This is a genomic window from Streptomyces sp. NBC_01013, from assembly GCF_045162765.1.
Classification (GTDB): domain Bacteria; phylum Actinomycetota; class Actinomycetes; order Streptomycetales; family Streptomycetaceae; genus Streptomyces.
The window spans coordinates 1,490,722-1,516,180 of record NZ_CP108687.1 but is presented as its reverse complement, the minus strand read 5'-3'; the positions used below and the strand labels follow the sequence as shown (position 1 = coordinate 1,516,180).

General features: G+C 71.5%; 15 protein-coding genes. 5 read left to right on the top strand and 10 right to left on the bottom strand.

The features are described from left to right. Positions 1 to 259 precede the first annotated feature (259 nt). The 3 genes from OG538_RS06485 to OG538_RS06475 are packed head-to-tail and all read right to left on the bottom strand — an operon-like array spanning position 260 to position 3,596. Positions 260 to 1,804 carry a 3-hydroxyacyl-CoA dehydrogenase gene (locus OG538_RS06485; RefSeq protein WP_406091062.1) on the bottom strand — a complete coding sequence of 515 codons (1,545 nt, stop codon included), beginning with the start codon at positions 1,802 to 1,804 and terminating at the stop codon, positions 260 to 262. 50 nt (positions 1,805 to 1,854) lie between these two features. Next, on the bottom strand, positions 1,855 to 2,631 hold the full coding sequence (locus OG538_RS06480) for a CoA-transferase subunit beta (RefSeq protein WP_406091060.1): 777 nt from the start codon (positions 2,629 to 2,631) through the stop codon (positions 1,855 to 1,857). Between the two features lie 47 nt (positions 2,632 to 2,678). Next, complete coding sequence (locus tag OG538_RS06475) at positions 2,679 to 3,596, bottom strand: CoA transferase subunit A (RefSeq protein ID WP_406100007.1); 918 nt, start codon at positions 3,594 to 3,596, stop codon at positions 2,679 to 2,681. 159 nt (positions 3,597 to 3,755) lie between these two features. Here OG538_RS06475 and OG538_RS06470 point away from each other — a divergent pair, with 159 nt between their 5' ends. Both OG538_RS06470 and OG538_RS06465 read left to right on the top strand, forming a co-directional pair. Then, positions 3,756 to 4,652: a LysR family transcriptional regulator gene (locus tag OG538_RS06470; RefSeq protein WP_406091058.1), complete on the top strand. Its 897-nt coding sequence runs from the start codon at positions 3,756 to 3,758 to the stop codon at positions 4,650 to 4,652. 154 nt (positions 4,653 to 4,806) lie between these two features. Next, positions 4,807 to 6,030, top strand: coding sequence for an acetyl-CoA C-acetyltransferase (locus OG538_RS06465; protein ID WP_406091057.1), 1,224 nt, complete (start codon positions 4,807 to 4,809; stop codon positions 6,028 to 6,030). An 89-nt stretch (positions 6,031 to 6,119) separates the two neighbouring features. On the opposite strand, the gene OG538_RS06460 is transcribed toward OG538_RS06465, so the two are convergent. Continuing rightward, positions 6,120 to 9,701 (bottom strand): DNRLRE domain-containing protein, encoded by a 3,582-nt coding sequence (locus tag OG538_RS06460; RefSeq protein WP_406091055.1) that lies wholly within the window; start codon positions 9,699 to 9,701, stop codon positions 6,120 to 6,122. Between the two features lie 476 nt (positions 9,702 to 10,177). Here OG538_RS06460 and OG538_RS06455 point away from each other — a divergent pair, with 476 nt between their 5' ends. Then, on the top strand, positions 10,178 to 17,365 hold the full coding sequence (locus tag OG538_RS06455; RefSeq protein WP_406091053.1) for a ricin-type beta-trefoil lectin domain protein: 7,188 nt from the start codon (positions 10,178 to 10,180) through the stop codon (positions 17,363 to 17,365). Positions 17,366 to 17,437: 72 nt separating this feature from the next. Continuing rightward, the gene (locus OG538_RS06450; RefSeq protein WP_406091052.1) at positions 17,438 to 18,154 is read left to right on the top strand and encodes a hypothetical protein; all 717 of its coding nucleotides are present in this window, start codon (positions 17,438 to 17,440) and stop codon (positions 18,152 to 18,154) included. Positions 18,155 to 18,193: 39 nt separating this feature from the next. On the opposite strand, the gene OG538_RS06445 is transcribed toward OG538_RS06450, so the two are convergent. The 5 genes from OG538_RS06445 to OG538_RS06425 all read right to left on the bottom strand — a co-directional run bounded on the left by OG538_RS06445 (position 18,194) and on the right by OG538_RS06425 (position 23,107). After that, positions 18,194 to 18,940, bottom strand: a complete 747-nt coding sequence (locus tag OG538_RS06445; protein ID WP_406091050.1) for an SAM-dependent methyltransferase — start codon at positions 18,938 to 18,940, stop codon at positions 18,194 to 18,196. A 44-nt stretch (positions 18,941 to 18,984) separates the two neighbouring features. Then, positions 18,985 to 20,445 (bottom strand): sialate:H+ symport family MFS transporter, encoded by a 1,461-nt coding sequence (locus OG538_RS06440; protein WP_406091048.1) that lies wholly within the window; start codon positions 20,443 to 20,445, stop codon positions 18,985 to 18,987. 63 nt (positions 20,446 to 20,508) lie between these two features. Beyond that, positions 20,509 to 21,189, bottom strand: a complete 681-nt coding sequence (locus tag OG538_RS06435; RefSeq protein ID WP_406091046.1) for an N-acetylmannosamine-6-phosphate 2-epimerase — start codon at positions 21,187 to 21,189, stop codon at positions 20,509 to 20,511. Beyond that, complete coding sequence (locus OG538_RS06430) at positions 21,186 to 22,151, bottom strand: ROK family protein (protein ID WP_406091044.1); 966 nt, start codon at positions 22,149 to 22,151, stop codon at positions 21,186 to 21,188. The genes OG538_RS06435 and OG538_RS06430 overlap by 4 nt, the downstream gene beginning before the upstream one ends. Beyond that, positions 22,148 to 23,107: a dihydrodipicolinate synthase family protein gene (locus OG538_RS06425; RefSeq protein WP_406091042.1), complete on the bottom strand. Its 960-nt coding sequence runs from the start codon at positions 23,105 to 23,107 to the stop codon at positions 22,148 to 22,150. The genes OG538_RS06430 and OG538_RS06425 overlap by 4 nt, the downstream gene beginning before the upstream one ends. 150 nt (positions 23,108 to 23,257) lie before the next feature. Between OG538_RS06425 and OG538_RS06420 the strand changes: the two genes are divergently transcribed. Then, the gene (locus tag OG538_RS06420) at positions 23,258 to 23,953 is read left to right on the top strand and encodes a FadR/GntR family transcriptional regulator (RefSeq protein WP_406091040.1); all 696 of its coding nucleotides are present in this window, start codon (positions 23,258 to 23,260) and stop codon (positions 23,951 to 23,953) included. Between the two features lie 266 nt (positions 23,954 to 24,219). Here the strand turns inward: OG538_RS06420 and OG538_RS06415 are convergent, their stop codons facing one another. Further along, positions 24,220 to 25,401 (bottom strand): FAD-dependent monooxygenase, encoded by a 1,182-nt coding sequence (locus tag OG538_RS06415; protein WP_406091038.1) that lies wholly within the window; start codon positions 25,399 to 25,401, stop codon positions 24,220 to 24,222. Positions 25,402 to 25,459: the final 58 nt, after the last annotated feature.

The following is a 25,459-nucleotide window of genomic DNA, read 5'->3' as shown; positions in this document are numbered from 1 at the left end:
CTTGAAGGAATCGGTCACGTCCCCGCCCACCCGGTGCGGGGTCAGCCCTTCGATTCAGGCGGCCGGCAGGAACTCCCCGCCCCACGCGGAGCGGTGAGCGGCCTGCGCGGGACCGGTGGGCCGCATCGACTGCGCCTGTGACCGCGCGGCCGGCCGGTCATGGCCGGCGCGGAACGTCGTCTGCCGGCCGCGGTCCGGTGCGTGGACCGAGCGGGGCCGGTCGGCGCGCCGCCCACTCCTCCCCTCGGCCCCTTCTGCCCTACACACAGTCCGCCGGCGACGTGCCCGGGTCCGTCAGCGCGAGGCCGAGCGCCGCGCGTTCGGAGACCCAGCGGGTCGGGCGATGGCGGGGGTCACCCGTCGTCGCGTGCAGCGCCCGGTGCAGCTCCAGCATCCGGGCCGCGCCCACCCGGTCGCCCCAGGCCAGGGGGCCCACCGGGTAGCCGAGCCCCGTCGTCACCGCCAGATCGATGTCGGCAGGGGTGGCCAGTGCGCGTTCCGCGATGGACGCGGACACCGACACGATCGATGCGAGCAGCCGCTGCGCGACCGAGCCCGCCGTGTCCCGTACCACCGACACCGCGAACGGCTCGCCGCCGTCCGAAGCCCGTGCCAGCACCGCGCGCGCGTCCCGCGCCGCCGCAGGTTCCGCGGCCGGGGTCACGGCCAGCACCCGGCGGCGCCCGGCCGCCGGCAGCGGGTCCACTCCGAAGGTGCGCCCAGTGGGCAGCCCCAGCGCGGCCACCACTGAGGCGACCGTGGTGCCCCAGACGGGGACCAGCACCAGGGCCCCGGCGGATGGTTCGGCACCGGTCTCGACCGTGGCGCCCGCCGCAGTCAGGGCCTCCCGCAGTGTGGTGGCGTCCGCGTCCCCGGCCGGGGAGACGGAGACGACGTGCACCGGCCGGTCCGGATCGCCGGTGACCGGCTCCTCCGGCAGGGGCGCGGCGGCCTCGGGGCCGTACGCGAACCAGCCGCGCCCCGTCTTGCGCCCGTGCAGCCCGGCCACCACACGGTTCGGCGTCAGGTAGGAGGGGCGGAGCCGGTCCTCGTGCCGGAAGCCGTCCCAGATCGAGTCGATGACGGCGGCCGTCACATCGAGTCCGGTGAGGTCCATCAGCTCGAACGGGCCCATCCGCAGGCCCAGGACGTCGCGCGCGATGCGGTCGATGCCCGCCGGGTCGGTGACCGTCTCCTCCAGCAGCGCGAGTGCCTCCGTCGCCAGTCCGCGCCCGGCGTGGTTGACGAGGAAGCCGGGGGTGTCGGCGACGGTTACCGCGCGGTGTCCGCAGTTCTCCACGAGAGCGGTCAGCAGCGGCGGGATCCCGGGGCGCGTGGCGGCCCCGGGCACGACCTCGACGATGCGCATCAGCGGGACCGGATTGAAGAAGTGCAGTCCGGCCAGACGCGTCGGGTCCTTCAGGGTGGCGGCGATCCGGGTCACCGACAGCGAGGAGGTGTTGGTCGCGAACACGGCCGACGCGGGCAGCGCCCGCTCCAGCCTCCCGAAGACCTCCGCCTTGGTGCCCAGGTCCTCCCGTACGGCCTCGATGACCAGCTCGACATCAGGCCCCTCGGCCCACGGATCGTCCAGCGGGATCAGCCGGTCGACGGCACCGGCCGCGTCCCCGGCGGACATCCGGCCCTTCTGCACGGCCCGTTCGAGCATGGACCGTACGAAGCCCACCGCCTCCGCCACCGCCTCCGTCCGCACGTCGCACAGCTCGACGGTGTGTCCGGCGGCGGCCGCCCACTGGGCGATACCGCGGCCCATGGCTCCGGCGCCGACGATCCTGATACGCATGGTGGTTCGGGTCCTCTCGATGGGGCGGGTGGCGTACGGGCGGGTGTGGATCAGCGCAGGTACACGCGGTCCGGGTCGACATCCTCGCGCAGCAGCCGCAACTCCGCGGCCGTCGGGGGCGGCACCTCGTCGACGGCGTCGGCGACCCGGAGGTCCCAGCCGGTCGCGGCCCGGACCTGCTCCACGGTGACCCCGGGCTGGACGGCGACCAGCCGCAGCTCGTCGCCCACACCCTCACGGGCCATGATGCCCAGTTCGGTGATGACCCGGGTGACGCCGGCGCCCAGCGGGCGGATGCCCTCGGCGAGCGCCCGGTCGGGGCCCGGGGTGGTGCAGAAGTCGAGCTCTGCCGGGAAGGAGCGCGGGTGGTGACGGCGCATCACCACGAAGACCTCCCGGGAGTTGGCCATCACCTCCACACCGCCGCCCGAGCCGGGCAGCCGGACCGCCGGGCTGTCCCACGCACCGATCACCGAGGTGTTGAGGTTGCCCCGGCGGTCGATCTGCGCGGCGCCGAGGAAGCCGACGTCCATGTGGCCGCCCTGCAGCACACAGCCGAAGAGCATCGGCATCGGGATCACCGCCTCCGCCCCCGTGATCAGCACCGCGTCGGCGATGGTCTCGGGCAGCTGCGAGGGGTGAGCGCCGCAGACCCCGGACTCGTACACCACCTCGATGTCGGGGGCGACCGTCATACGGGCCAGTTCGGTGGCGAGGGTCGGCAACCCGATCCCGGCGAACACGGTGCGGCGCGCGGCCAGTTCGCGGGAGGCGACGACGGAGAGCAGTTCGGACGAGGTGACGGTGTCCGGAGTGGTGATGGTCATGGCCCGGTCCTTCCCGTGTCCCGTGGCGGCGGTACCTCCGAAGGTGCTCACAGCCGACGGCCGTAGTTCACCGGCTCGCTGAGCGCCTCGCCGACGGCGAGCGCCGCCCAGAACTCCTCGCCGAGCCTGTCGACGTACTCCGCGTGGTCCGCCGTACCGTGCACCCACTCGTCCAGCCAGTCCTGGAGCCGTTTCGGGTCCTTGCTGATGTGCGACCAGGACCGGTAGAACGCGTTGTCCCGGTCGTAGTAGCCCTGCGCGAACGAGGGATGCGCCCCGCGCGGGCAGCAGACCACCGCGTCGACGGCGTGCGCGGGGACGAGCGTGCGGTTGGGGTCCGAGCGGATCACCTCGTCGTCGACGATCTCCTCCACGACGACGATCGCCCTGTCCGCCGCGTACACCGCCTCGGCCTGGACGCCGGTCAGCCCCCACATCTGCGTGTTGCCCCTGCGGTCCGCCCGCTGGGCGTGGATGATCGTCACGTCCGGGTTGACGGGTGGTACGACATAGATCTGCTCGGGTTCGCCGTCCGGGCCCGGATACGGCGAAGTGACCTTGCGCAGAGCGCTGTTGACGGACGGTAGATCGCTGCCGCCGTAGGAGCGCAGCGGGTAGAACGGCAGCCGCTGCGACCCGGCGAGATAGCGGCAGATCATGCCGTAGTGGCTGTACTCCTCGAAGGCGAGGGGCGCAGGATCCGCGCTCTCCACGCGCCGGCGGAGCTCGCCGAGCGAGCCTGCCGAGGAGTTGCCCACGAACGAGGAGACCAGCCGGGTCACACAGCCCGCGGCGATCATCTGGTCCACGACGATGTCCGCGGTCATCCGTACGACGGTGAGGTCGCGACGGCCCTGGCGGATGATCTCGTGGCCCGCGGCGGTCGGGATGAGGTGGGTGAAGCCTTCGAGACAGACGGTGGCACCGTCATGGACGAAGGCGGCGATCGCCGCCTTCATCGACATCGTCCTGTCTGTCCGGTCCGTCGGGGCCACGGTGCTCCTCTGCGTGTGCGGGCGCGCGCGTCGCCCCACGGTGCCAGGGGCCATTGATCGCTGTCCAATACCGAATTAAGCTCGAATCAAGACGGCTGAGTAATCAATGGGTGCCGAGGAGGGGCGGGGATGGAACTGCGCCACCTGTTCGCTTTCGTCGCCGTGGCGGAGGAGCTGCATTTCGGCCGGGCCGCCAGGCGACTGCAGATGGCCCAGCCGCCCCTGAGCCAGCAGATCCGTCAGCTGGAGAAGGAGCTGGGCGTCCAGCTCTTCGAGCGGAACACCCGCTCGGTGCGGCTGACCAGTGCGGGGGAGTCGTTCCTCCAGCCGGTGCGGACCGTGATCGACGACCTCGACACCGCCGTACGGGCCGCGAGGGCGGCCGGCCGCGGTGAGTACGGGCGGGTCAGCATCGGCTTCGCGGGAGCCTCCAGCCATGCGACGCTGCCCCGGCTGACCCGGGCGGTGCGCGCCGCCCACCCCGCGATCGAGCTCGTCATGACCGGCCAGACCTACGCCAACGTCGCGCTCGCCCGGGTCGCGGACGGCTCGCTCGACCTGGGATTCGTACGGCTGCCGGTCACGCAGCCGGGCGTGGCCTTCCGGGTGATCGACGAGGAGGAGCTGGTGTGCGCGCTGCCCTCCGACCATCCGCTCGCCGCCCGGGACAGCGTGGCGATCGAGGTGCTGGCCGGGGAGCCCTTCGTCTCGTTCCCCGCGAACACGGGATCCACGGTGCGTGACGCGATGGTCGGGGCCTGCGAGGCCGCAGGGTTCAACCCGAGGGTGGTGCAGGAGGCGCCCGACTCGTACACGATCCTGGCGCTTGTCGCCGCCGGCGTCGGGGTCACCCTGACCGTCACCTCCGTCCAGCACATCCAGCAGAGCGGCCTCGTCTACCGGCCCCTGGCCGGGCCACCGATCAGGCGGCAGGCGGCGCTGGCCTGGCGGGAGGACAACCCCTCGGCCGCCCTGCGCGCGGTGCTCGCCGTCGCGGAGGACGCGCTGCCCACCCCCGCCCACTGAGTCGGCCACCCCATTGAGACGCGGTGCGTCTTGAATCAGGGGGAACTGGATATTGGACCGGCTCAGTCGCCGGGTGCGAGGGTCGTGTCGGACCCTTGTCCGCTTGTCTCCTGTGTCTCCTCTCCTCCTGCCGCACCCCGGAAAGGCCCCCGCCGTGTCCGACCAGAACGATGTCGTGATCTGCGAACCGCTGCGCACCCCCATCGGCCGCTTCGGCGGGGTGTTCGCCGGGCAGACACCGGCCGCCCTCGCCGCCCGCGTCATCTCCGAGGTCGTCGCCCGCACGGGGATCGACCCGGACCGGGTGGACGAAGTGATCCTCGGGCACGCCTACCCGTCCTCCGACGCTCCGGCCATCGGCCGGGTCGCCGCCCTGGACGCCGGGCTCCCGCAGTCGGTCACGGGCCTCCAGACCGACCGCCGCTGCGGTTCCGGCCTCCAGGCCGTGCTCGACGCGGCGATGCAGATCAGGGCCGGGTTCAGCGACGTGGTGATCGCCGGCGGCGTCGACGTGATGAGCGCCGCCCCTTACTACACGCACGACGGCCGCTGGGGAATCAAGGGCCCGGGCCTCCAGCTCCACGACTCGCTCGCCCGCGGCCGCGTCACCGCCGGCGGCCTCAGCCACCCGGTGCCGGGCGGCATGATCGAGACGGCCGAGAACCTCCGCCGCGAGTACGGCATCAGCCGCGCCGACCAGGACGCCCTGGCCCTGCGCTCGCAGCAGCGTGCCGGCCGGGCGGCGGCCGAGGGGCGGTACGAGGCGGAGACCGTTCCCGTCACCGTCGAACACCGCAAGGGCGAAACGGTGGTCACCGCCGACGAACACCCCCGCCCCGACACCACCGCCGAGCAACTCGCCGGACTCCGGCCGATCCTGGGCAGATCCGACCCGCAGGCGACCGTCACCGCAGGCAACGCCAGTGGCCAGAACGATGCTGCGGCCGCCTGCCTGGTGACCAGCGCCGCCACGGCCGGACGCCTCGGCCTCACCCCGCTGGTGCGCCTGGTCTCCTTCGCCCGCGCGGGCGTGCCCGCCGCCACCATGGGCATCGGTCCCGTGCCCGCCACCCGCACCGCGCTGGGCCGCGCCGGGCTCACCCTCGCCGACCTCGACCTGATCGAGCTCAACGAGGCCTTCGCCGCCCAGGTGCTGGCCTGCACCCGCGAGCTGGGCCTCGGCGAGAAGGACCATGAGGAACGGATCAACGTGAACGGCTCGGGCGTCTCGCTCGGCCACCCCGTCGGCGCCACCGGCGCCCGCATCCTCGCCACCCTCACCAGGGAACTGCACCGCCGCGAGGCCCGCTACGGCCTGGAGACCATGTGCATCGGAGGCGGTCAGGGGCTCGCCGCGGTCTTCGAGCGCATCGCCTGACGTGGTGGATGCGCAGGTGGCGTGACGCCTGATACGCACCACGGCTCCGCACCCGGGCAGGGGTGCGGAGCCGTTTGCTGTGCGGGGCCTCAGCCGATCGCCATCTTGTTGATCCAGCCCCCTCCGCTCTTGCTCACGATCTCCGTGCCGGAGCCGGCCATCTCCGTCCGGGAACCGGCGTAGAAGCGGACCGCGCCGTCGGTGCGGAGCGTCCAGATGTCCGGGATGTTGTCGCCGTCGGCGTCGGGCGTGCCGAACAGGAACCGGATGTTGCTGCTGCCCCACCCCGAGGCTCCGTACTGGTCGTCCACCCCGTTCGCCGAGTTGACGGCCGCCGCGAGGGAGTTGAGGTCGACCCCGTCGCCCGAAGCGGCCGGCTTGCCGGTGCGCAGCAGGAGCCGGCTGGAGACGTCCGTCCGGTAGATCAGGTCGGTGATCCCGTCGCCGGTGATGTCCTGGACGCTGACGATGTCGCGTTCGGTCCACGGCGAGCTGGAGAGCCGGACGGCCTGCTCGATGCTGGCGCCGTTGTACCCGGTGAACGCCCAGATCGCATCGCCGACGGTGAGGAAGAAGTCGGTCTTCCCGTCTCCGGTGGCGTCCCCGGCCGCCACGATCTGGGTGATCGTGGAGGGGGCGGGCGCGTTCGACGGCAGCAGCACCCGCTGACGCTTGTCGATGTTGACGGCGCCGTAGCCGTCGCCCGGATAGACCCACAGCGCGTTCTCGCGGACGGCCACGAGATCCTGGAGCCCGTCACCTCCGTAGAAGTCACCGAGGTGGGTGATCAGCGTGTTCTTCCAGTACCCGGAGGGTGCGGCGGCGTAGGGGGGAAGGCCGTCGTCCCCGTTGGGGTCCTTGGCGGGGTTGCCCCGGTAGGCGCCCGACATGGAGTAGTCGAGATCACCGGTTCCCTTGGCCAGGTCCGTCGTGGACTCGGACGGGTAGAGGCGCAGATTTCCGTTGCCGTCGACCACCATCAGGTCGGGCCGCCGGTCCCCGGTGAAGTCACCCGGTGCGTCGGCCTTGTCCCTCGGGGTCACGTAGAAGAAGTACTTGAGCGGCTGGGAGACGTTCCCGGCGTCGTCCACCGCACGCACGTAGAGCACGTTCGGCCCGGCGAGCGGCGGCTTCACGTTCGACACCGGAGTCGAAGTGGTGGTCGCGGCGCCGTTGGTGCGGTTGACCGAGAAGGGGTACGACGCCTGGTTGAAGCCGTACTCGTACCGGACCACGTCCGTCTGCCGGGCCCGGAAGGTGAAGGTGCCGGCCGTACCGAAGGTGACCGTGCTCCACTTCGAGTCCTCGGAGTCGTTCGCGAAGCCGTTGTCGGAGGCGTCGGCATCCGGGAACTGGGCCGAGGACGCGAGCGGTGGCGACGGCTTCGACGTGTCGTACACGAAGCGGCACGGGATCTTGGTGTGAGAGTAGGCGGAGGTGGCGCCGTACTTGTCGACGGACTTGGCACGCCACGAGTACGTCGTGCCGTTGACCAGCTTCAGGCCGGTGCTGCCCGTCGAGAACGGGTCGGTGTGCACACGCGCCGAGCTGTTCTGACTGCCGACCGACACCTTGCCCTTGCTGCCGAGGAGGTTGGACGTGCTGCCGCCCGTCGGCCACAGCTCGAAGTTCACGGAGGCGAGGTTGCCGTCCTTGTCGGAGCTGTTGGCCCAGAAGGTCAGCGACGAGGCTCCGACGTTGATGTACGGCGACGTGGTGTCACAGCTCAGGTCCGGGTCCAGGTCGAGGCTGCTCGGGGTAGCCGGCGGCCGGTTGTACGACAGATCGACGTACGGGTCGTTGCCGCCGTTGGCCTGGAACTTCTTCCACGAGTACTGGGAGTTCTCGTCGGAGGCCCGCATGCCGATCGTCATCGTCTTCCAGCCGCCCGCCACGGCCTTCCTGGCGCTGTCCTTGACGTCGAAGACCACGTACTCGTCGGGGCAGGAGCCGGACTTCCAGCCGTGGGCGAAGCTGCCCCCGCCGATCTTGTTGCCACTGTTCATCGTCGGGGCGTTCTTCCAGTTCGTCTTCGAACTGATCGTCCCGGTGAGATGGACGGTCATGCTGCGGGCGCTGCACGACCATGAGTACGTCTCCAGGGCGCGCAGCTTGGCGCTGTGCACCGTGGAGCCCTTGAGGTCGGCATCCCAGTCGATGCTGAAGAAGGACCGTGAGGTGCCCCAGGTGTCCGACTCGAACCCGACGCGGGCCTCGTCGGTGCCGCCCCGGTTGAAGTTCTTGCCGTTGTAGAAGGTGGCGGTGGGGTGGCGGCTGTAGGCGGTCGTCCAGTCGTTGGTGTGCTTCTTGATCGACGGGTCCACGAAGACGGGGTACACGGTCGTCGGGTCGGCGAGAAACGCCTGGTCGGGGCTGAACACCCAGGTTCCCGCGTCCAGGTCGACATCGACGAGCGAGCCGTGCGAGTCGGGCTGCGGGCCGTTGACACCGGACAGCGAGAGTGTGGCTGCGGCACCGGTCTGGGTGGGCAGTGGGCTCGGCTCCGGCGGCACGGGCGGTGACGTGCCCTCCATCTCGGCGACGACCGACGGATCGGCGGCCTCGTCGGTCGCCTCGGGCAGCGCCTCCGGGAGGGGGTCCTCCTGGTCGGTGTCCGCCATCTGATCGGTCGGTTCGGGCGATTCGGACGGCTCCTCGTCCGGGGTGCCGGTGACCTCCGGCTCGGAGGGGATGACTTCGGGGGCGGTCGGCGACGCGCTGCTGCCGGCCTCGCCGTCGGTGAGGGCCGGGGTGCCGGCGCTGTCCCACATCAGAGGGGTCGGCGCCTCCGCGATGTCGACACCGTCCATGTCGACGGCCGAGACGATGCCGGTGACCGGGTCGAGCGCGAAGTCCAGGTCGGGGGAGCTGAGGCCGTACGCCAGGCGCGCCACGCGCGGGTCGGTGGCTGCCTGACGGTTCTTGACGACGAGGAGCTGTGCGAACCCGCCGTCGGCCGCCGTCAGGACGAGGTCGGCGCCGGGCAGGATCTCCGGGTACAGGGCACGCGGCCCGTCGATGACGGGGGTGGGCACGGCATCCGGCCAGGTCAGCACGATGTCGTGACCGTCCACCGTGAGCGTCACCAGCGGGTTCGCGGCGGCAACGGTGGCGGAGGCGTCCGTGGCGGCGCCGCCGAGCAGGGAGACCCGGCGAGGAGCGGAGCGGTCGGCGCGCTGGACGGCCCGCTCACCCGCACGGGTGCCGGAACCCGTGGCGCCCTCGGCGCCCGTATGCCCGTGTGCGCCCGACGGCTTGCCCGCCCCACCCGAGAAGACCATGCCCACGTTGGTCGCCTTGGGAGCCCAACCGCCGTTCACCCGGCGCAGATCCGTGTCCAAGGCCTTCCAGACGCCTCCCACCCGGGCCCGGATGGGGCTGGCGTGGATCCGGCGTTGGAGCAGTCCGTCCGGGCGGGCCCAGGTCGTCGCGTACGCGGTGCGCAGCGCGGTCGCCTCGACGGCCTTCCCGGTCTTCCCGGCGCTTGCGGCGGCGTCGGCTTCCCCCAGCGGCGCCGGGCGGGCGCCGGTGGGGCGGCGTGGCTGCTCCGCCTGGTCGTTGCCGTTCAGTGCCACGACCGTGAGGCAGGACGCCGCGACCACAGCGGCGGCGACGGCGGCGACCGGCCGGCGAGCGGGCGAGCGGCGCCATCGGCGCCATCGGCTCGGCATGAGATTTCCCTTTCCCCCTGTGAAACAGCTGTGACAGCTGCGACAACAGCGGACAGATCATGGCTCACCTCCCGGGGGCCGTCATCTGTCGTCAGGGGGCGGGCGGCGTCGGGCGGCGTTCGAGGCCGCGCGCCGTCCTCGACCCGGAATCGGCACGGCCTGAGACCCCGGCGAGCGCGCGGGTGCCTAAATCGCCACACAACGGGACGCGTGTAGTGGGCATTTGACGAGGGCCGTGTGTGAGTGGGCGACAGATCCCAAAAGTTCCTCAGATACTCATGGGTACGATCGGCGGCATAGGTAGTTCTTTGCCGTAACTGGCGATATAGTCGACCGTTTTGCATTTGTGGCGATGATCACATGATCACGGGCTGTCTGGTTTTTCTTCACAAGTGCCCCACAGAATCAGGCCGTTCGCCGGCCGCACCCGCGCACTGTCCGGGTGCGGCCTTCTGTCGCCCGGGGGGACCTCGTCCGTGCCTGCTTTCGTGTCCGTGTGCCGTGCTCGCCTGCGCTCCGCGGTGGTGCCCGTTGTCGGCGCGGCCCTGCTCGTGGGGCTGCTGCCCTTCACGGCCGCAGCCCAGCCGCCAGACCCCGAATCCGCCGAAGTCGCGCGCGACGACGTCTCGTTGCTGGAGATCCCGGCCGAGCAGCGGGTCGACGGCGGTACGCACAACGCCGGGCTCGACAGCATCGAAGCCGCTCCGCCCGCCGACCTTGAGCAGGCGCCGGCCGGCACCGTCACTCCGCCCACGGGCGGCACCGGATCGGTCACTTTCGGCGCCGCGGGCGTCCAGCAGGCCGGCGTGCGGTCCATCGCCGGCACGGCCACTCCCGAAGCCGCCGCTCTCGAACCCGTCGGCACCCTGCCCGTGAAGATCGGCCAGGCCCCCGGCGCCGCTACGCCCACCGGCACCTGGCAGGTCGGCGTCTCCCCGCGGACCGCCCCCGAGGCCGATGGCATCGACGGCGCGCTCGTCACGGTCACTGCCCCCGTCACCGGCTCGGTACCCGTCTCGGTGCAGCTCGACTACAAGGCGTACCAGAACTTCTACGGCGCCGACTGGGCCTCCCGGCTCACCTTTGTGCAGTTCCCCGAGTGCTACCGCACCACGCCCGAAGCCGAGGAGTGCCAGGCCTACGAGGAGCTGGAGACGGTCAACGACACCAGCGCCAAGACCCTGACGGCCACCGTCGACCCCGCCGCCGACGGCACCGTCACGCCTGCCTCGGCGCCCGCGTCGCCGGAGACCGGCACCGGCACGGTCCAGGCGGCATACCGCACCGGTGCCCGGCAGGCGGCTGCCGGTGGTGACAGTGCCGTGGTCGGCGCGGTCGACTCCGGCGCGGGAGAGAGCGGCTCCTTCAAGGCGACGCCGCTGGAGTCCAACGGCAAGTGGTCGGCGGGCAGTTCGTCCGGTGCCTTCACCTGGTCATATCCGATCGACGTTCCGCCGGCGCCCGCCGGACCCGCACCCGAGATCTCCTTCGACTACAACTCGCAGAGCGTGGACGCGAAGACATCCACGTCCTCGCCGCAGGCGTCGTGGATCGGTGAGGGATGGGACTACAACCCGGGCTACATCGAGCGCCGCTACCGCACCTGCAAGGACGACCGTGAGGACATCGCGGCCGGAGCCCCCAACAACGCGGCGAAGAAGTCCAAGACGTCGGACCTGTGCTGGGTCTCCTACAACGCCGTGATGTCGCTCGGCGGCGCCACGACCGAACTGGTCCGCATCGGCGAGACCGACCGCTACCGCCCGCAGCAGGACGACGGCACCCGGGTCGAGCTGAAGACCGGCGCCACCAACGGCGACAACAACGGCGAGTACTGGGTGGTCACCAAGCGGGACGGCACCGTCTACACCTACGGGCTCAACAAGATCGGCGGGGGTCACGAGGACACCCAGTCCGTCTTCACCGTTCCCGTCTTCGGGAACCACCCGGGTGAGCCCTGCCATGCGACCGCCTTCGCCGACTCACGCTGCCAGGGCGACACCACCAAGCAGCAGGCCTGGCACTGGGGCCTGGACAAGGTCACCGACGTCAACGGCAACGTCATGGTCGTCAACTGGCACCAGTCGACGAACTACTACGCCGTGAACAAGAAGTTCAAGACGCCCGAGAAGTACGTCCGAGGCGGTCTGCCCGACTCGGTCGAGTACGGACTGCGCGAGGGCGCCCTCGGCGCCACTCCGGCCGCGAAGATCGACTTCCTGCTCTCGCAGCGCTGTCTCCAGGACTCCACCGTCTGCGACTCGGCGAAGTTCGACGACACCAAGAACCCCGCCTCCTACCGCCCGTGGTGGGACAGCCCCGGCAACCTCAACTGCAAGAGCGACTCCAAGCTGTGCCCCGCGTTCCCGTCCTTCTGGAACCGGATGCGGCTCGGCGGCATCACCACCTACGCCCAACGCCCGGGCGTCGCGGGCCTGTCCAAGGTCGACACCTATATGCTCGACCACTCCTTCCCGCGTGACTGGTACGACACCTCGCCCGGCCTGTGGCTCAACTCCATCCAGCACTACGGCTTCCGCCCCGGTGACACCAGCGGCACCCTGCTCACCAAGTCCGGCGTCAGCTTCCAGCCGTACGTCGTCGGCACCGGCTCCGCGCACCCCCTCAGCACGTACCTGAAGGACCAGCAGCTGCCCAACCTGGTGCCCCGCAACTCCTCCGACCCGCGCCCCGGCTTCACCCGGCCGCGCATCGGCGCCGTCGCCACCGAACACGGGGCCGACATCGAGGTGACCTACAAGGGCGGCTGTCGTGTGCAGCCCGATGTGGCACCCGAGGACAACCACGGCACCTGCTTCCCGGTCCGCTGGTCGCCCGACGCGGAGGTCGAGAAGCCCGCGCTGGCCTGGTTCAACAAGTACGTCGTCCACACCGTGACCGAGACCGACCGGATCACCGGCGTCTCCGCCCGGATCTCGACGCGCTACGACTACTCGGGCGCTGCCTGGGGCAAGAGCGACGACGAGTTCAGCAAGCCCGCTCTGCGCACGTACAGCGAGTGGCGCGGCTACCAGCAGGTGGCCACGTCGAAGGGCAGCAAGATCTCTCCGGCCCCCGGCCGCCCACAGACCCAGTCCTACTCGGTCACCCGCTACTTCCGCGGCGCCGGCGGCCCGGTGAAGGACTCCACCGGCACCGTGACCCTGACCGCCGACGACATCGCCCCCTACGCGGGCATGACCGCGGAGACCATCGCGTACACCGGTACCGGCGGCAAGGTCGCCAGCCGGGTCCTCAACCGGCCCTGGGCCAAGCAGACCGCCTCCCGTGAGCGCGAGGGCGGCCTCGCGCCGCTGACCGCGTACCGCAGCGGCTTCGAACGCAGCGACACCTTGCAGACCCTCGGCAGCAGCTGGCAGGGCGTGCGCACCACCACCGTCGTGGACGACACCTACGGACTGCCGCAGCAGGTCGAGTCGGCCGTGGTCAAGCCCGACGGCGCCGGCGGTGAGACCCTCAGCGACCAGACCTGCGCCAAGACGTCCTACGTGGTCAACGAGGCGGCCAACCTCGTCGGCCTGCCCAAGGAGATCCGCACCACCTCCACCTCCTGCGCCGGCCACGCCACCGCCGACCCGGCCACCCAGGTGATGAGCGCGGTCCGCACCAGCTACGACGACGGAGCCTGGGGCGCGGCGCCGGTCAAGGGCCTGGCCACCACCACGGCGACGCTCGACGACGACGGATCCGCCTACTCGATCGTCCACACCAACACCTTCGACCCGCTGGGCCGGGTGCGGAAGATCACCGATCCGCTCAAGGGCGTCTCGGAGACCCAGTACACCCCCGGCGACGCCGGTGGCCCCGTCACCGCGATCAAGAAGATCAACCAGAAGGGGCACGCCTCCACCACCACCCTCGATCCCGGCCGCGGCCTGGCCCTCTCGGTGACCGATGCCAACGGGCACGTCTCGCGCATGGAGTACGACGCGTTCGGCCGCCTGGTGAAGGGCTGGTCCGCCGACGCCGCGACGCCCGACGTCCTCATCGACTACCAGATGGCGACCGCGACCCCGACCGTCACCCGGCCCACCGCCGTCACCGTCCGCTCCCTCAAGGACAACGGCAGCTACAGCCGCCAGGTGACCGTCTACGACGGCCTGATGCGCCCCGTGCAGACCCAGGACGAGGCGCACGGCCCCGGCCGGATCATCCAGGACACACGCTACGACGACCACGGACTCGTCTCCGAGCAGACCGGCTCCTATCTCGCCAAGGGCGAGCCCGAGACCGGCCAGTTCAAGCGGGTCAGCGACACCCTGGTGCCCAACCTGGTGCGCAACACCTACGACGGCCTCGGCCGCCCGGTGCGCAAGACCACCGTGCACAGCGGCAGCGCCGTCTGGTACGACAGCGTCGAGTACGGCGACAACTGGACCATCTCCCGCCCGGCCGGTGGCGCCGCCCCCGCCGTGCGCGCCTACTCGGACGCGCGCGGCCGGATCGTCCGCATCGACCACTCCACCAACCGCACCCAGGACGAGTGGCGCACCACCAGGTACTCCTTCGACGCCCGGGGCAACCGCAGCCGGATCGAGGACCACGCGGGCAACCTCTGGACGTACACCTACAACACACGCGGTCTGCTGGCCTCCGCGACCGACCCCGACATCGGCAGCGCCTCCTTCACCTACGACGCGCTCGGCCGGCAGGCGTCCGCCACCGACTCGCGCCGGCAGACCACGTACACCGAGTACGACGCCATCGGCCGTGTGCTGAAGGTCCGTCAGGGTTCCGCGACCGCCGACCCGGTCAAGTCCTTCACGTACGACCTGCCGGGAGCGCTCGGCAAGGCGGCGAGCGCCACCCGGCACGAGGCCGGCGCGGACTGGATCGACCGGATCACCGCCTACGACGACAAGTACCGCCCGGCCACCCGAGAGATCGTGGTGCCGTCCCAGGCAGGGCCCAAGCTCGCCGGCACCTACACCTACCGCTACGCGTACACCGAAGGCGGCAAGCAGCTCTCCGTCAGTGTGCCCGCGATCGGGGGTCTGGCCGCCGAGAAGGTCATCACCCGCTACAACGAGGACGGTCTGGCCGAGTCCACCTCAGGCCTGAGCTGGTACACCTCCGACGTCACCTACTCCGCGTACGGCGAGCCCCTGCGGACCGTCAGCGGCCCCCAGCCCTACCGGGTGTGGACCACCAACTTCATCAACCAGGAGACGGGCCGCCTCCAGCGGACGGTCTGGGACCGGGAGACCACGTCCTCGCACCGGATATCCGACTCCTACTACTCCTGGGACCGTGCGGGCAACCTCACGTCGGCGGCCCGCAAGCAGACCGACGGCACCGCGTCCGCCTGGGACAACCAGTGCTTCACCTACGACTACCTCGGTGAGCTGGTCCACGCCTGGACCTCCGGCCTCGCCGTGACCGCCGCCACCGGCTGCAAGTCCGCGTCCGGCACCGCCTGGGGCTACCGCAGCGACGGCCAGAGCAGCGCCGGACCCATCGCCGAGGCACCCGACGCCGTCACCGACGCCGGCGCACCCGACGCCGAGATGCAGGCGTCCCTCGACGCCGCGGCCCCCGCCACCGGGTCGGTCGCCACCACGGCCGGCTCCTACTACCAGTCCTTCACCTTCGACGCCGTCGGCAACCGGGCTTCGCTCACCGACCGCGACCCGGCGAACCCGGCCCTGGACCTCCGTACCACCTACGGCTACGGCAAGACCGTGGCGGGCAACGGCACCAGCGCCCCCACCCTGACCCAGCCCCATCTGCTCACCAGTGTCGACCGGCCCACCGGCACCGACCCCACCTACGTCAACGACGCCACCGGCAACACCACCGAGCGCCACCTCACCGGCGGCGACCAGGTCCTGGACTGGAACGCCGAGAACAAGCTCGCCTCGGTCACCGGCACGGGCGACGGCGCCGGGCCGATCACCGGCCTGAACGGCAAGTGCGTCGACCTCCAGAGCGACGCCCTCACCGACGGCACCCCGATCCAGCTCCACAGCTGCAACGGCACGCCGGCGCAGGCATGGCAGACCACCGGCGACACCCTGCGCATCAGAGGCAAGTGCGCCACCGTCAACGGCGCCCTGGTCCAACTCGCCGCCTGCAACGGCAGTACCGCGCAGAAGTTCACCCTGCGCGCCGCCGACAAGGCGTTCGTCCACGCCGCGACGGGCAAGTGCCTGGCCGTGCCCGGGACCACCGACGCCGAGGGCACCGACCTCCAGGTCGTCACCTGCGCCACCGGCGCCGCCCAGCAGTGGGCACTCGCCGACCGCACCACGTACGTCTACGACACCGGCGGCAACCGCATCCTGCAGAAGTCCGCGGCCGGCACCACTCTGTTCCTGGGTGAGACCGAGGTCAGCACGGACGCCAAGGGCAACCTGCTCAAGGCCAGCCGGATCTACCAGCACCCCGGCGCCCCCTCCGTCGTCCGCGTCAGCAAGAACGGCTCCTCCACGCACGTCCTGAGCGTGCTCCTCAACGACACCGTCGGCACGGCCACCACCTCCGTGGAGCAGAGCACCGGCCAGCCCGTCACCCGCCGCTCCTTCAAGCCGTACGGAGAGGTGCGCGGCACCCGGCCCCAGACCTGGCCCAACGCCCGCAGCTACCTCGGCACCGGCGTCGACGACACCTACTCCGGACTCACTCACCTCGGCGCCCGCGAGTACGACCAGTCGACCGGGCGCTTCCTCTCCGCCGACCCCGTGGTCGACTTCGCGGACCCCCTCCAGATCAACGGCTACGCCTACGCCAACAACAACCCGATCACCAAGAGCGACCCCGACGGACTCCAGCCCATCGAGTGCTGGGAAGGCACCGCGGTCTGCCGCGGCGGACGCATCATCAGCGTCAAGGAAGACAAGGTGAAGCCGACCAAGGCGCTCACGGAGACGAAGGTCACCCAGGGCAACAAGACCTACCGCGTCATCTACGACGACCGGGGCGTCCCGCACACCGTGGGCTCGCCGGGGAAGATCAAGTCGGAGCGCGTCGCGATCGAGTTCATGAACGACGACCTGCGCACGTCGCTCGACCTGTACGACCCGAAGACGGGCAACGGCAGCGAATACCTCTGGCAGGACGACAACGCGGTGCTGCCCAAGAAGGGCCTGGTCCACGACGCGAACGGCAACCACCGGGTGGCCGGTGCCACCGCCGACTTCATCAAGGTCACCTGGAAGAACGGCAAGATCGTGGACGTCGAGACCTGGGACGCCAACGAGTCCACGCAAGCCGTCAGCGGGAAGTCCCTCGACAGCATCGAGAAGACCATCAACAACAAGCTCGACATCGAGGGCAAGAAACAGAGCCAGAAGGTCGTCTTCGTCGCCCACAGCATGGAACAGGCCGAGGCCGTCCGGGACAGGTTCGTCGGCAATGCCAACGTCCGAGTGATCTTCGCCGGGGACGGGAAACCGGGGTCGGTCTTCTTCGACACCCACGCGTCGGGCGGGTTCCGCGGCGGCGGCGCCCCGGGGACCGGCCGGCCCGGTGGCCGCGGGAGCGAGACCGGTAGCGGCAAGCGCGGGGGCGGCGGCCTCGGCGGCAAGATCATGAACGGCGCCGGCATCCTGGGCGACCTGGCGTTCATCTGGGAGGGCTGGAAGACGCTGGAACGCGGCTGCGACGACGTCGTCGTCTCCTGCGGCCCCCCGCCGACCGCCTGACCGTCGCGGCCTGCCAAGGTGGGCCGCGCACCGCACCACACGACCGAGCACCGCACCACGCAAGGGGACACCATGGGCAAACAGCGCATCACCGTCTGTCTGCCGCCCGTCGGCCCCGACGGGCTGAAGCAGGCGATCGGGCAGGCCATGGCCCCCTTCTGGTACGACCGTGAGGACCGCCCCCACCCGGACTGGGTGGGGGAGTGGAGCTACTGGTTCGTCTCCGGGGCGGGCTGCCTCTTCGACGTGCTGCCCGGTCACGAGGACGACCCCCGCCTGGTGCGGTACGACGACTGGACCGACAGCACCGAGGACCTGCCGCCCTCCCAGTGCCACGGCGGCCCGCGCGGCATCCTCGACCTCGACACGCCCCGCGCCGCCGAGGCACGCCGCGCGGGCGGCACCTGGACGGCGTACCACGCCTTCGCCGACCGCTACCCGCCCGCGCTTCCCTTCCACCACTTCGCCGAGCGGGCCAGGACCCTGGAGCCCGAACACGCCAGGGAGGCGGCCGTGGCCTCCTTCCGCGCACAGCCCCTGATCCAGGCGATCGAGGCGGACCCCGCCCTTGAGGAGCGGTTCACCTCCGACCCGGTCCTCCACTTCGACGAGGACCGGGAGACCTACGTGGCCCGCCATGTGGCCGCCGTGCTGCCCACCCCCGCCCTGCTCACCCTGGACGGGCGCTGGGTGGAGGGCGGGGGCCCCGACTACGAGCAGATGTTCAACGCCTACCTGGAGGGCCTGCCCGGCGACACCATGGTCGTGCGGGTGCTCTACCACTCGTGACGGAGCGGCGCAGGGCCCGTCGCGCGCCGCCCTCCGGGATCAGCGCTTCATCAGGGCGAACACGCCCCATCCCACGTATTCGCGCTGGTAACGGACGTGCCGCACCGGCCCTGCGGTCAGTTCCGCACGCATCTCACCGGCCAGTTCGTCGTCGGGATTCGCGTCGAGCCAGCGGCGGATGCTGAGCCACTGGGCCGCGACGTACCGGTCCCAGCCCTGCTGGTCGGCGAGCACCATCTCCACCACGTCCCAGCCCAGCTCCCCGAAGTGTTCGAGCAGTTCCGGCAGGGCGCGGAAGTCGTCCCGGTCCGTCGCGTGACACGCCTGGACGGTTGCGAGGTCCGGCGGCTCCCGGCGCCAGTAGGGCTCACCGATCAGCAGCAGTCCGCCCGGCCGCACCGAGCGTTCCAGCAGCCCGACCGTGCCGGCCACGCCGCCGCCGATCCAGGTGGCGCCGACGCAGGCGGCGAGGTCCACGGGTTCCGGTGCGACATGGCCGGACGCGTCACCGTGCACGAAGCGGACCCGGTCCGCCACCCCGAGCTCCTGCGCCCGTTCCCCGGCGGTGGCCAGGAAGACGGTGCTGATGTCGACCCCGGTCCCGGTCACGCCGTGATCGCGCGCCCAGGTGCAGAGCAGCTCACCGCTGCCGCAGGCGAGGTCGAGGATCCGGGTCCCCGGTGCCAGGCGCAGGGCCCGGCCCAGGGTGGCCAGATTCTCCTCGGTGAACGGGTTGTGCACGCGATGGCCGCTCTCGCGGATGGTGAAACTACGGGGAAGGTCCACGCCGGGAAGCTAGGCCGCCCCGGCGCCGGCGTCCACCGAATTACCTAAGGGCTGCGCAGGGGGACACGCTCGTCGGCCGTCGGCGCCACTGCCAGGTGGTCCCGCGCGGCGTCCGGGTCCGTCAGCCGGTTCAGCCGCGCCGGTACGTCGAAGCCGACCAGCAGGACCACGATCACCGTGCCGGCGAACGTCAGCACCGCCAGTGCCCGGCCCAGGTCCATTCCGGAGGCGAGATGAGCCCCGAGCACCGGGGCGACCGCCCCGCCGAGGGCGCCCACGTTGTACGTGAAGCCGAGTGCCGCACCCCGGCTCGCGGTCGGGAAGTGACCGCCGATGTAGCGGGGGAGCAGCCCGGATATGCCGAAGCTGGTCGCCTGGAGCAGGAAGAGGAGGATGCCCAGCAGCATCAGGTTGTCCTGCACCGCGAAGACCGGGTAGACGAAGGCGAGCGAGGCCAGCAGCGTCAGCGCGTACGCCTTCTTCGTACCGATCCGGTCGCCGAGGAAGCCCGCGATCCAGCAGCCGACCATGGTGCCGAAACCGGCGAAGTACAGGACGTCGGTGACCTGGTCCGTGGTGTAGCCCAGCTCCGTCTTCAGGTACGTGGGCAGCAGGGCCTGGATCGGCCACGAGTACAGGAACGCGAAGAACAGCGTCACGATCATCGACAGGTACAGCACCCAGCTGCGCCTCCCGCCCATCTGCACGGCGAACGCGGCGAGCGAGAGGCCGGCGATCACCGAGAGCACCGGCACCAGGCCGGCGCCGCCCGGGGTGAAGACGAGGAAGAGCGAAACCGTGGCGATGACGACCAGGACCGTGTTGGCGGTGGCCCGGGCCGGGGTCAGGAACAGCGGCCGGAACGGATTGGGCCGGGCGTCCTTGTCCGCGACGGACTCGGTCCACTCCTCCGCCTCCGGCAGCGCGCGCCGCATCCACAGTGCGATGGCGATCGGGATGAGGCCCAGATAGAACATCCAGCGCCAGCCGAGCGAGGGCACCACCCAGTCGTAGACCTGGGCGGCGAGCACCGAGCCGACCGAGAAGCCCGAGATCAGGAAGCCACTGGCCCGGTTGCGCAGCGCGGCGGGCCAGCTCTCCATGACGTACGTGGAGCTGGCGCTGTACTCACCGGCCATGCCCATGCCGATGGCCAGCCGGGCGGCGAACAGACTGGTGTAGTTCCACGCGAACCCGCAGGCGAAGGTGCCCACGGAGTACAGCAGGATGCTGAGCACCATGGAGAGCTTGCGGCCGTAGCGGTCGCCGATGGCGCCGAGCACGGCGCCGCCCAGCCAGCGGGTGATGAACGCACCGGAGATCAGGCTGGCCGCCTGCACCGTGCTCAGGCCGAACTCGTCACTGATCTCGGTCAGCACGAGGGTGATCAGCACGAAGTCGAAGCCGTCGAGTACATAGCCGATCCAGGCGGCGAAGAACGACTTCCACTGAGTGCGGCTCACCTGGCGGTACCAGGGGAGCGTGGGGGGTGTTGAGGTCTGCACGGTGACTCCAGGATGCGGGACGGTGCTCGTCCTTGAACAGCCGCCCCGCGTGGTGGGGGCAGGTCAGGTCCTGGCGATGCCTTCGACGAAGCGGGCGGTCAGGGCCGTGGGAGCGGTGATGGCGGTGCCGACGACGACGCTGTGGGCGCCACGCGCCAAGGCCTCGGCCGCTTCCCCGGGCGTGTTGATGCGGCCTTCGGCGACCACCGGGACGTCGATCGCGGCAGCGAGCGCCGAGACCAGGTCGAGATCGGGGCCGGTCTGCTTCGGTGTTCCGGGAACGTAGCCGGACAGGGTCGTGGAGACGAAGTCCGCCCCCAGCGCGGCCGCTGCGACGCCCTCGGCGAGGGTGGACACATCGGCCATGACGAGTGCTCCGGCGGCGTGGACCGCCTCGACGAGCTCGGCGAACGTCGAGCCGTCGGGGCGCGGCCGGTCGGTGGCGTCCGCGGCGACGACGGCCGCGCCCGCCTCGGCGACGGCCAGGGCGTGCCGGACGGTCGGGGTGATGAACACCCCGGTGTCGCCGTCCTTCCACAGGCCGATGACCGGCAGGCCGACGGCTGCGGTGATCGCGGCGACGACCTCCGGATCGTTGGCCCGGATCGCGGCGCCGCCCCCGGCGACCGCCGACAGCGCGAGCCGCACCAGGGTGGACGTCTCCCGCATCGGGTCGCCGGGGGGCGCCTGACAGGACACGATCAGCTTGCCCCGGAGGGTGGTGGTCAGTTCCCGCGCGGTCATCGGAGAGCTCCCGGGTGGTGGAGGGGAAGGGTGGTGGTGAGCGCGGCGGCGCCGAGCACGGCCGCGTCGTGGCCGAGGAGCGGGGCCTGCGGGACGAGCTTGCGCAGCGGCGCCATCAGCTCCGCTGCGAAGGCGGCCCGCAGGGCGTCCCCGTACAGCGCGCCGATGCGCGGCACCCCGCCTCCGACGACGACCCGGTCGGGGCCGAGTGCGTTGGCGAGCCCGCCGAGGACGTGTCCGGCGGCAGCCGCTCCGGTGGTGATGGCCGTGACGGCGTGGGCGTCGCCCGCGGCGGCGCGTGCGGCGACCGTCTCCAGCCGGTCCACCGGAGCACCGGTCAGCCGCTCGTAGTGGGCGGCGATCCCGGGCCCGGAGGCGATGACCTCCAGGTGACCGTCGGCGCCGCAGGTGCAGTGCAGGCCGGCTGCCTCGGGGCTGGGCAGATGGCCGAGGTGACCGGCGATGCCGGACGCGCCGTGCAGCATCCGGCCGTCGACGGCTATGGCGCCGCCGACTCCCGTGCCGATGGCGGCGAAGAGCAGCGAGCCGTGGCCCTCGTCCTGCGCGTTCAGGGCGGCGAGCTCGGGTCCGGCCGTGGCGCGCACGTCGTTGTCGCAGGCCACCGCGTAACCGGTGCGGTTGGCGAGCCCGACACCCAGCGGGGTGCCCGCCCAGCCGCGGATGGAGTCGGTGGCGCTGGTGACCATGCCGGTACGGGGGTCGATGACCCCGGCCGCCGCGATGCCCAGCACCGCCGCGCTCCGGCCGGGGTCGACCTCGGCGGCGGCCGCGGCGAGCGCGTCGAGCACTGCCGCCGCGCCGTTCCGGGCCGGAGTGGGCCGGCTGTGCCGGGCCAGGACCGTGCCGTCCGCCCCGAGAAGCGCCGCGGCGATCTTCGTGCCGCCGAGGTCGAGGCCGACGACGGGCCCCCCGGCCGCTGCCGGATGTGCCGCGGTGGTCATCGGACCGGCGGCAGACCGGCGGCGCGCAGCCGCCCGGAGACGAGCGCGACGGATTCGGCGGACAGCTGGACCTGCGGGAACGCGGTTTCGCCGCAGTCGATGATGCCCAGCAGCTGGAGAGCGGACTTGAACGAGCCGAGCGCCGAGGAACTGCGCCCCATGTCCGCCTCGGGCCCCACGTCGACCATGGCGAACAGCTCGATCAGCCGCTCCTGCTCCCTCGCGGCGAGGGCCCAGTCCCCGGCTCGCGCGGCCTCGTAGAGCCGTACGTAACCGGCCGGGTCCACGTTGCCGATGCCGGGGACGACACCGTCGGCGCCGGCGAGCAGGGCCGCGTCGACGGTCAGCTCGGAGCCGGTGAGGATGCTGAAGTCCGGCACCGGGCCGGTGGCGCGGCCCTCGCGGCCGCCGAGCTGGACGACGAGCCGGCGCAGGCCGCCCTCGTCGCCGCTGCTGTCCTTGAGGCCGGCCAGCGTGCCGTCCTCGGCGAGCTCCCGGATCAGTGCGGGGGACAGCTTGCTGTGTACGGCGACCGGGATGTCGTACGCGAACAGCGGCAGGTCCACCTCGGCGCGCAGCCGGCGGAAGTGCCCGGCGATCTCCTTGGCGTGGGTGCGGGTGTAGAACGGTGCGGTCGCGACCAGTGCGTCGGCGCCCAGGGCGTCGGCGGACCTGGCGTGCTCGACGACCCGGGCCGTGGTGGTGTCGATGACCCCGGCGAGGACCGGGACGCGGCCGTCGGCCGCGTTGACCACGGTCTCCAGGACCACGGCGCGCTGTTCGTCGGTGAGGTAGGCGACCTCGCTGGTGGACCCGAGCGCGAAGAGTCCGTGTACGCCGCCGCCGATGAGGTGCTCGACGAGACGGACGAGGGAGGCGGTGTCGACCTCCCCGTGGGAGTCGAGCGGGGTGCAGACCGGCGGGACGACGCCGTGCAGGGGTGCGGTCAGAGACATGGTGAGGCTCCAGCTGATCGGGACACCGATCCGCGGCCTGAGCGGCTACCCGGATCGAGACGTGAGACGTAAGATGTCCTATGTCTGGCTTCACCTTAAACAGATGCTCCTGCGAACGGTCAAGGGGCAACGGCACCTCAGGAGGACGTTGTGGCGCGGCCCACCATGGCTCAGGACATCGAGCGGCGGATCAAGGAACTGATTCTGGAGCGACGGCTCGCGCCGGGTGACGCGCTGCCCACCGAGGCCGAGCTGATGGAGCTCTTCGAGGCCGGCCGGGTGTCTGTGCGCGAGGCCCTCAAGTCGCTCCAGGCGGTCAACGTCGTGGAGATCCGCCGCGGTTACGGCACCTTCGTGGGCTCGCTCTCCCTGTCACCGTTCGCCGAGGGGCTCGCCTTTCGCGCGGCCGTCCGCCACCGCCAGGGCGAGCCGGGGCTCGCCGAACTGATGAAGGTGCGGGAGGCGTTGGAGGCGGGGCTCGTCGGGGCCGTCGCGGCGGGCGTTCCGGACGAGGACCTCGACGTGCTGCGCGCCCTGGTCGCGAGGATGGAGGAGGAGGCCGGCTCGGGCCGGGTGGCGCGCTCCACCGACCGGGCGTTCCACCTCGCGCTCTACGCCTCGCTGGACAACCACCTGCTCAGCGAGGTGCTCGACGCGTTCTGGGCGGCCATGGACCGGGTGCGCGAGGATCTCGACGACGGCCACCAGGACCCGTCGGTCACCTGCGCCCAGCACCGCGAGATCGTCGCGGCGGTCGCCGCTGCCGACGGCGAGCGTGCGGTACGGGCGATGCGCACCCACTTCGACGGCATCCGCACCCGGCTGGAACCGTCCCCGGTCCGGTGACCGGGGCGGGTCCGGACCGGCGATGTCCGCCCGCCCGGTTCCCGCACCGTTCCGGGAGCGTCCCGGTGATCGGGGTGGCGGCCGTGCGTACCGCCGGCCGGTCACCGCGGCCGCGGTCGCGGTGCGTTCTTCCTCTCACCGAACCACCGAACCACCGAACCTGATCCAGCCGTGGCGGAGGCCGCTGACGGCCTCGTGGCCATGGCCGCGCGGACCGCGGACGCGGCCCCGTCATCCCTGGCCGGCCGCTGGACCCGTTTCCGGGCTCACTCCCGCTGGACGCTTCCGTACAGATAGCTGCCGGCGCCGTCCAGCGTGGCCCGGCTCCACGACGCCACCTCCCTGGGGCCCATCGACGCCCAGTCCGGCGTCCGTTCGACCATGGCGTGACCCAGCCTGCGGCCCAGGGCCACCAGACGGGCGCCCTCGCCCGACCGCTCGTCTGCGTACCGGTGCAGTGCCTGGGCGGCCGACGACGAGGTGCGCAGGACCCGCTCCAGACAGAGCGCGTCCTGCAGCGCCTTGGTCGCGCCGCTCGCGGTGTGCGGCCGGGTGATGCTCGCCGCGTCGCCCGCGAGGAGGAACGGCGGCTCCGCGACCCGGGGCACATGGAAGTCGGTCACGTCGTGACACGCCAGGGACGTGTGCGCACCCCGGCCGACGATCTCCGCCCAGCCTGCCGGGAAGTGCTCCTCGGCGACGTGCCGTACGTACTCTTCGCGCCCGGCGGCCCACGAGGGCGGGGGAGGGGGACCGTAAATGGCGTAGGCGAGGAGCCGGGAGCCGTCGGCGGCGCCCGGGATCAGGTAGAACACGCCGTGGCCGCCACGGAAGCCCAGCGTGACCCAGGCGGTTCGCACCAGTTCCAGCTGCCGCGGGTGCTCGGCGAGCGCGTCGAGCGGGAGGGTGCCGCGCCACACCACGTACCCCGCCGGAACCGGCCGTACCCCCGACGCGAGGGCCGACCGGGTGACGGACCGCGGCCCGTCCGCCCCGACGACGATGTCGTACCGCTCCCGCGACTCCGCCGTGCGGATCACCGCGCCGCCCGCCGGATGAGCCAGCACCCCGGTGACGGGACGTCCCCGGTGATACGTCACCCCTTCGGCGTTCGCCCGCAGTGTGCGCCACAGAAGACCCCAGTGACAGGGCGTCACCGCGCTGTCCTGGCGTGCCAGTTCGCGTTCGGTCCGCTGCCCGCGATCCCGGGTGAGCCAGACCCGTGACGGTACCGGGGCGGTCGGCATGCCGGAGTCCAGATATCCGGCCGCGACCAGCTCCGCGTGGAGCGGCGGCGGGACGACGATGCCGAACCCCCGGTCCTCCAACGCCCCGTCGCTGCGCTCGTACACCGTGACCTCGGCCCCGGCCCTGGCCCCGGCGATCGCCATCGCACAGCCGGCGACGCTCCCGCCGACCACCCCGATGCGTAATCCGGCTCCCGTCACGCCCGCCACCGCCTTTTCCGGTTGCTTCGATCACTGCGCGTGGCGCCTATTGAACGGG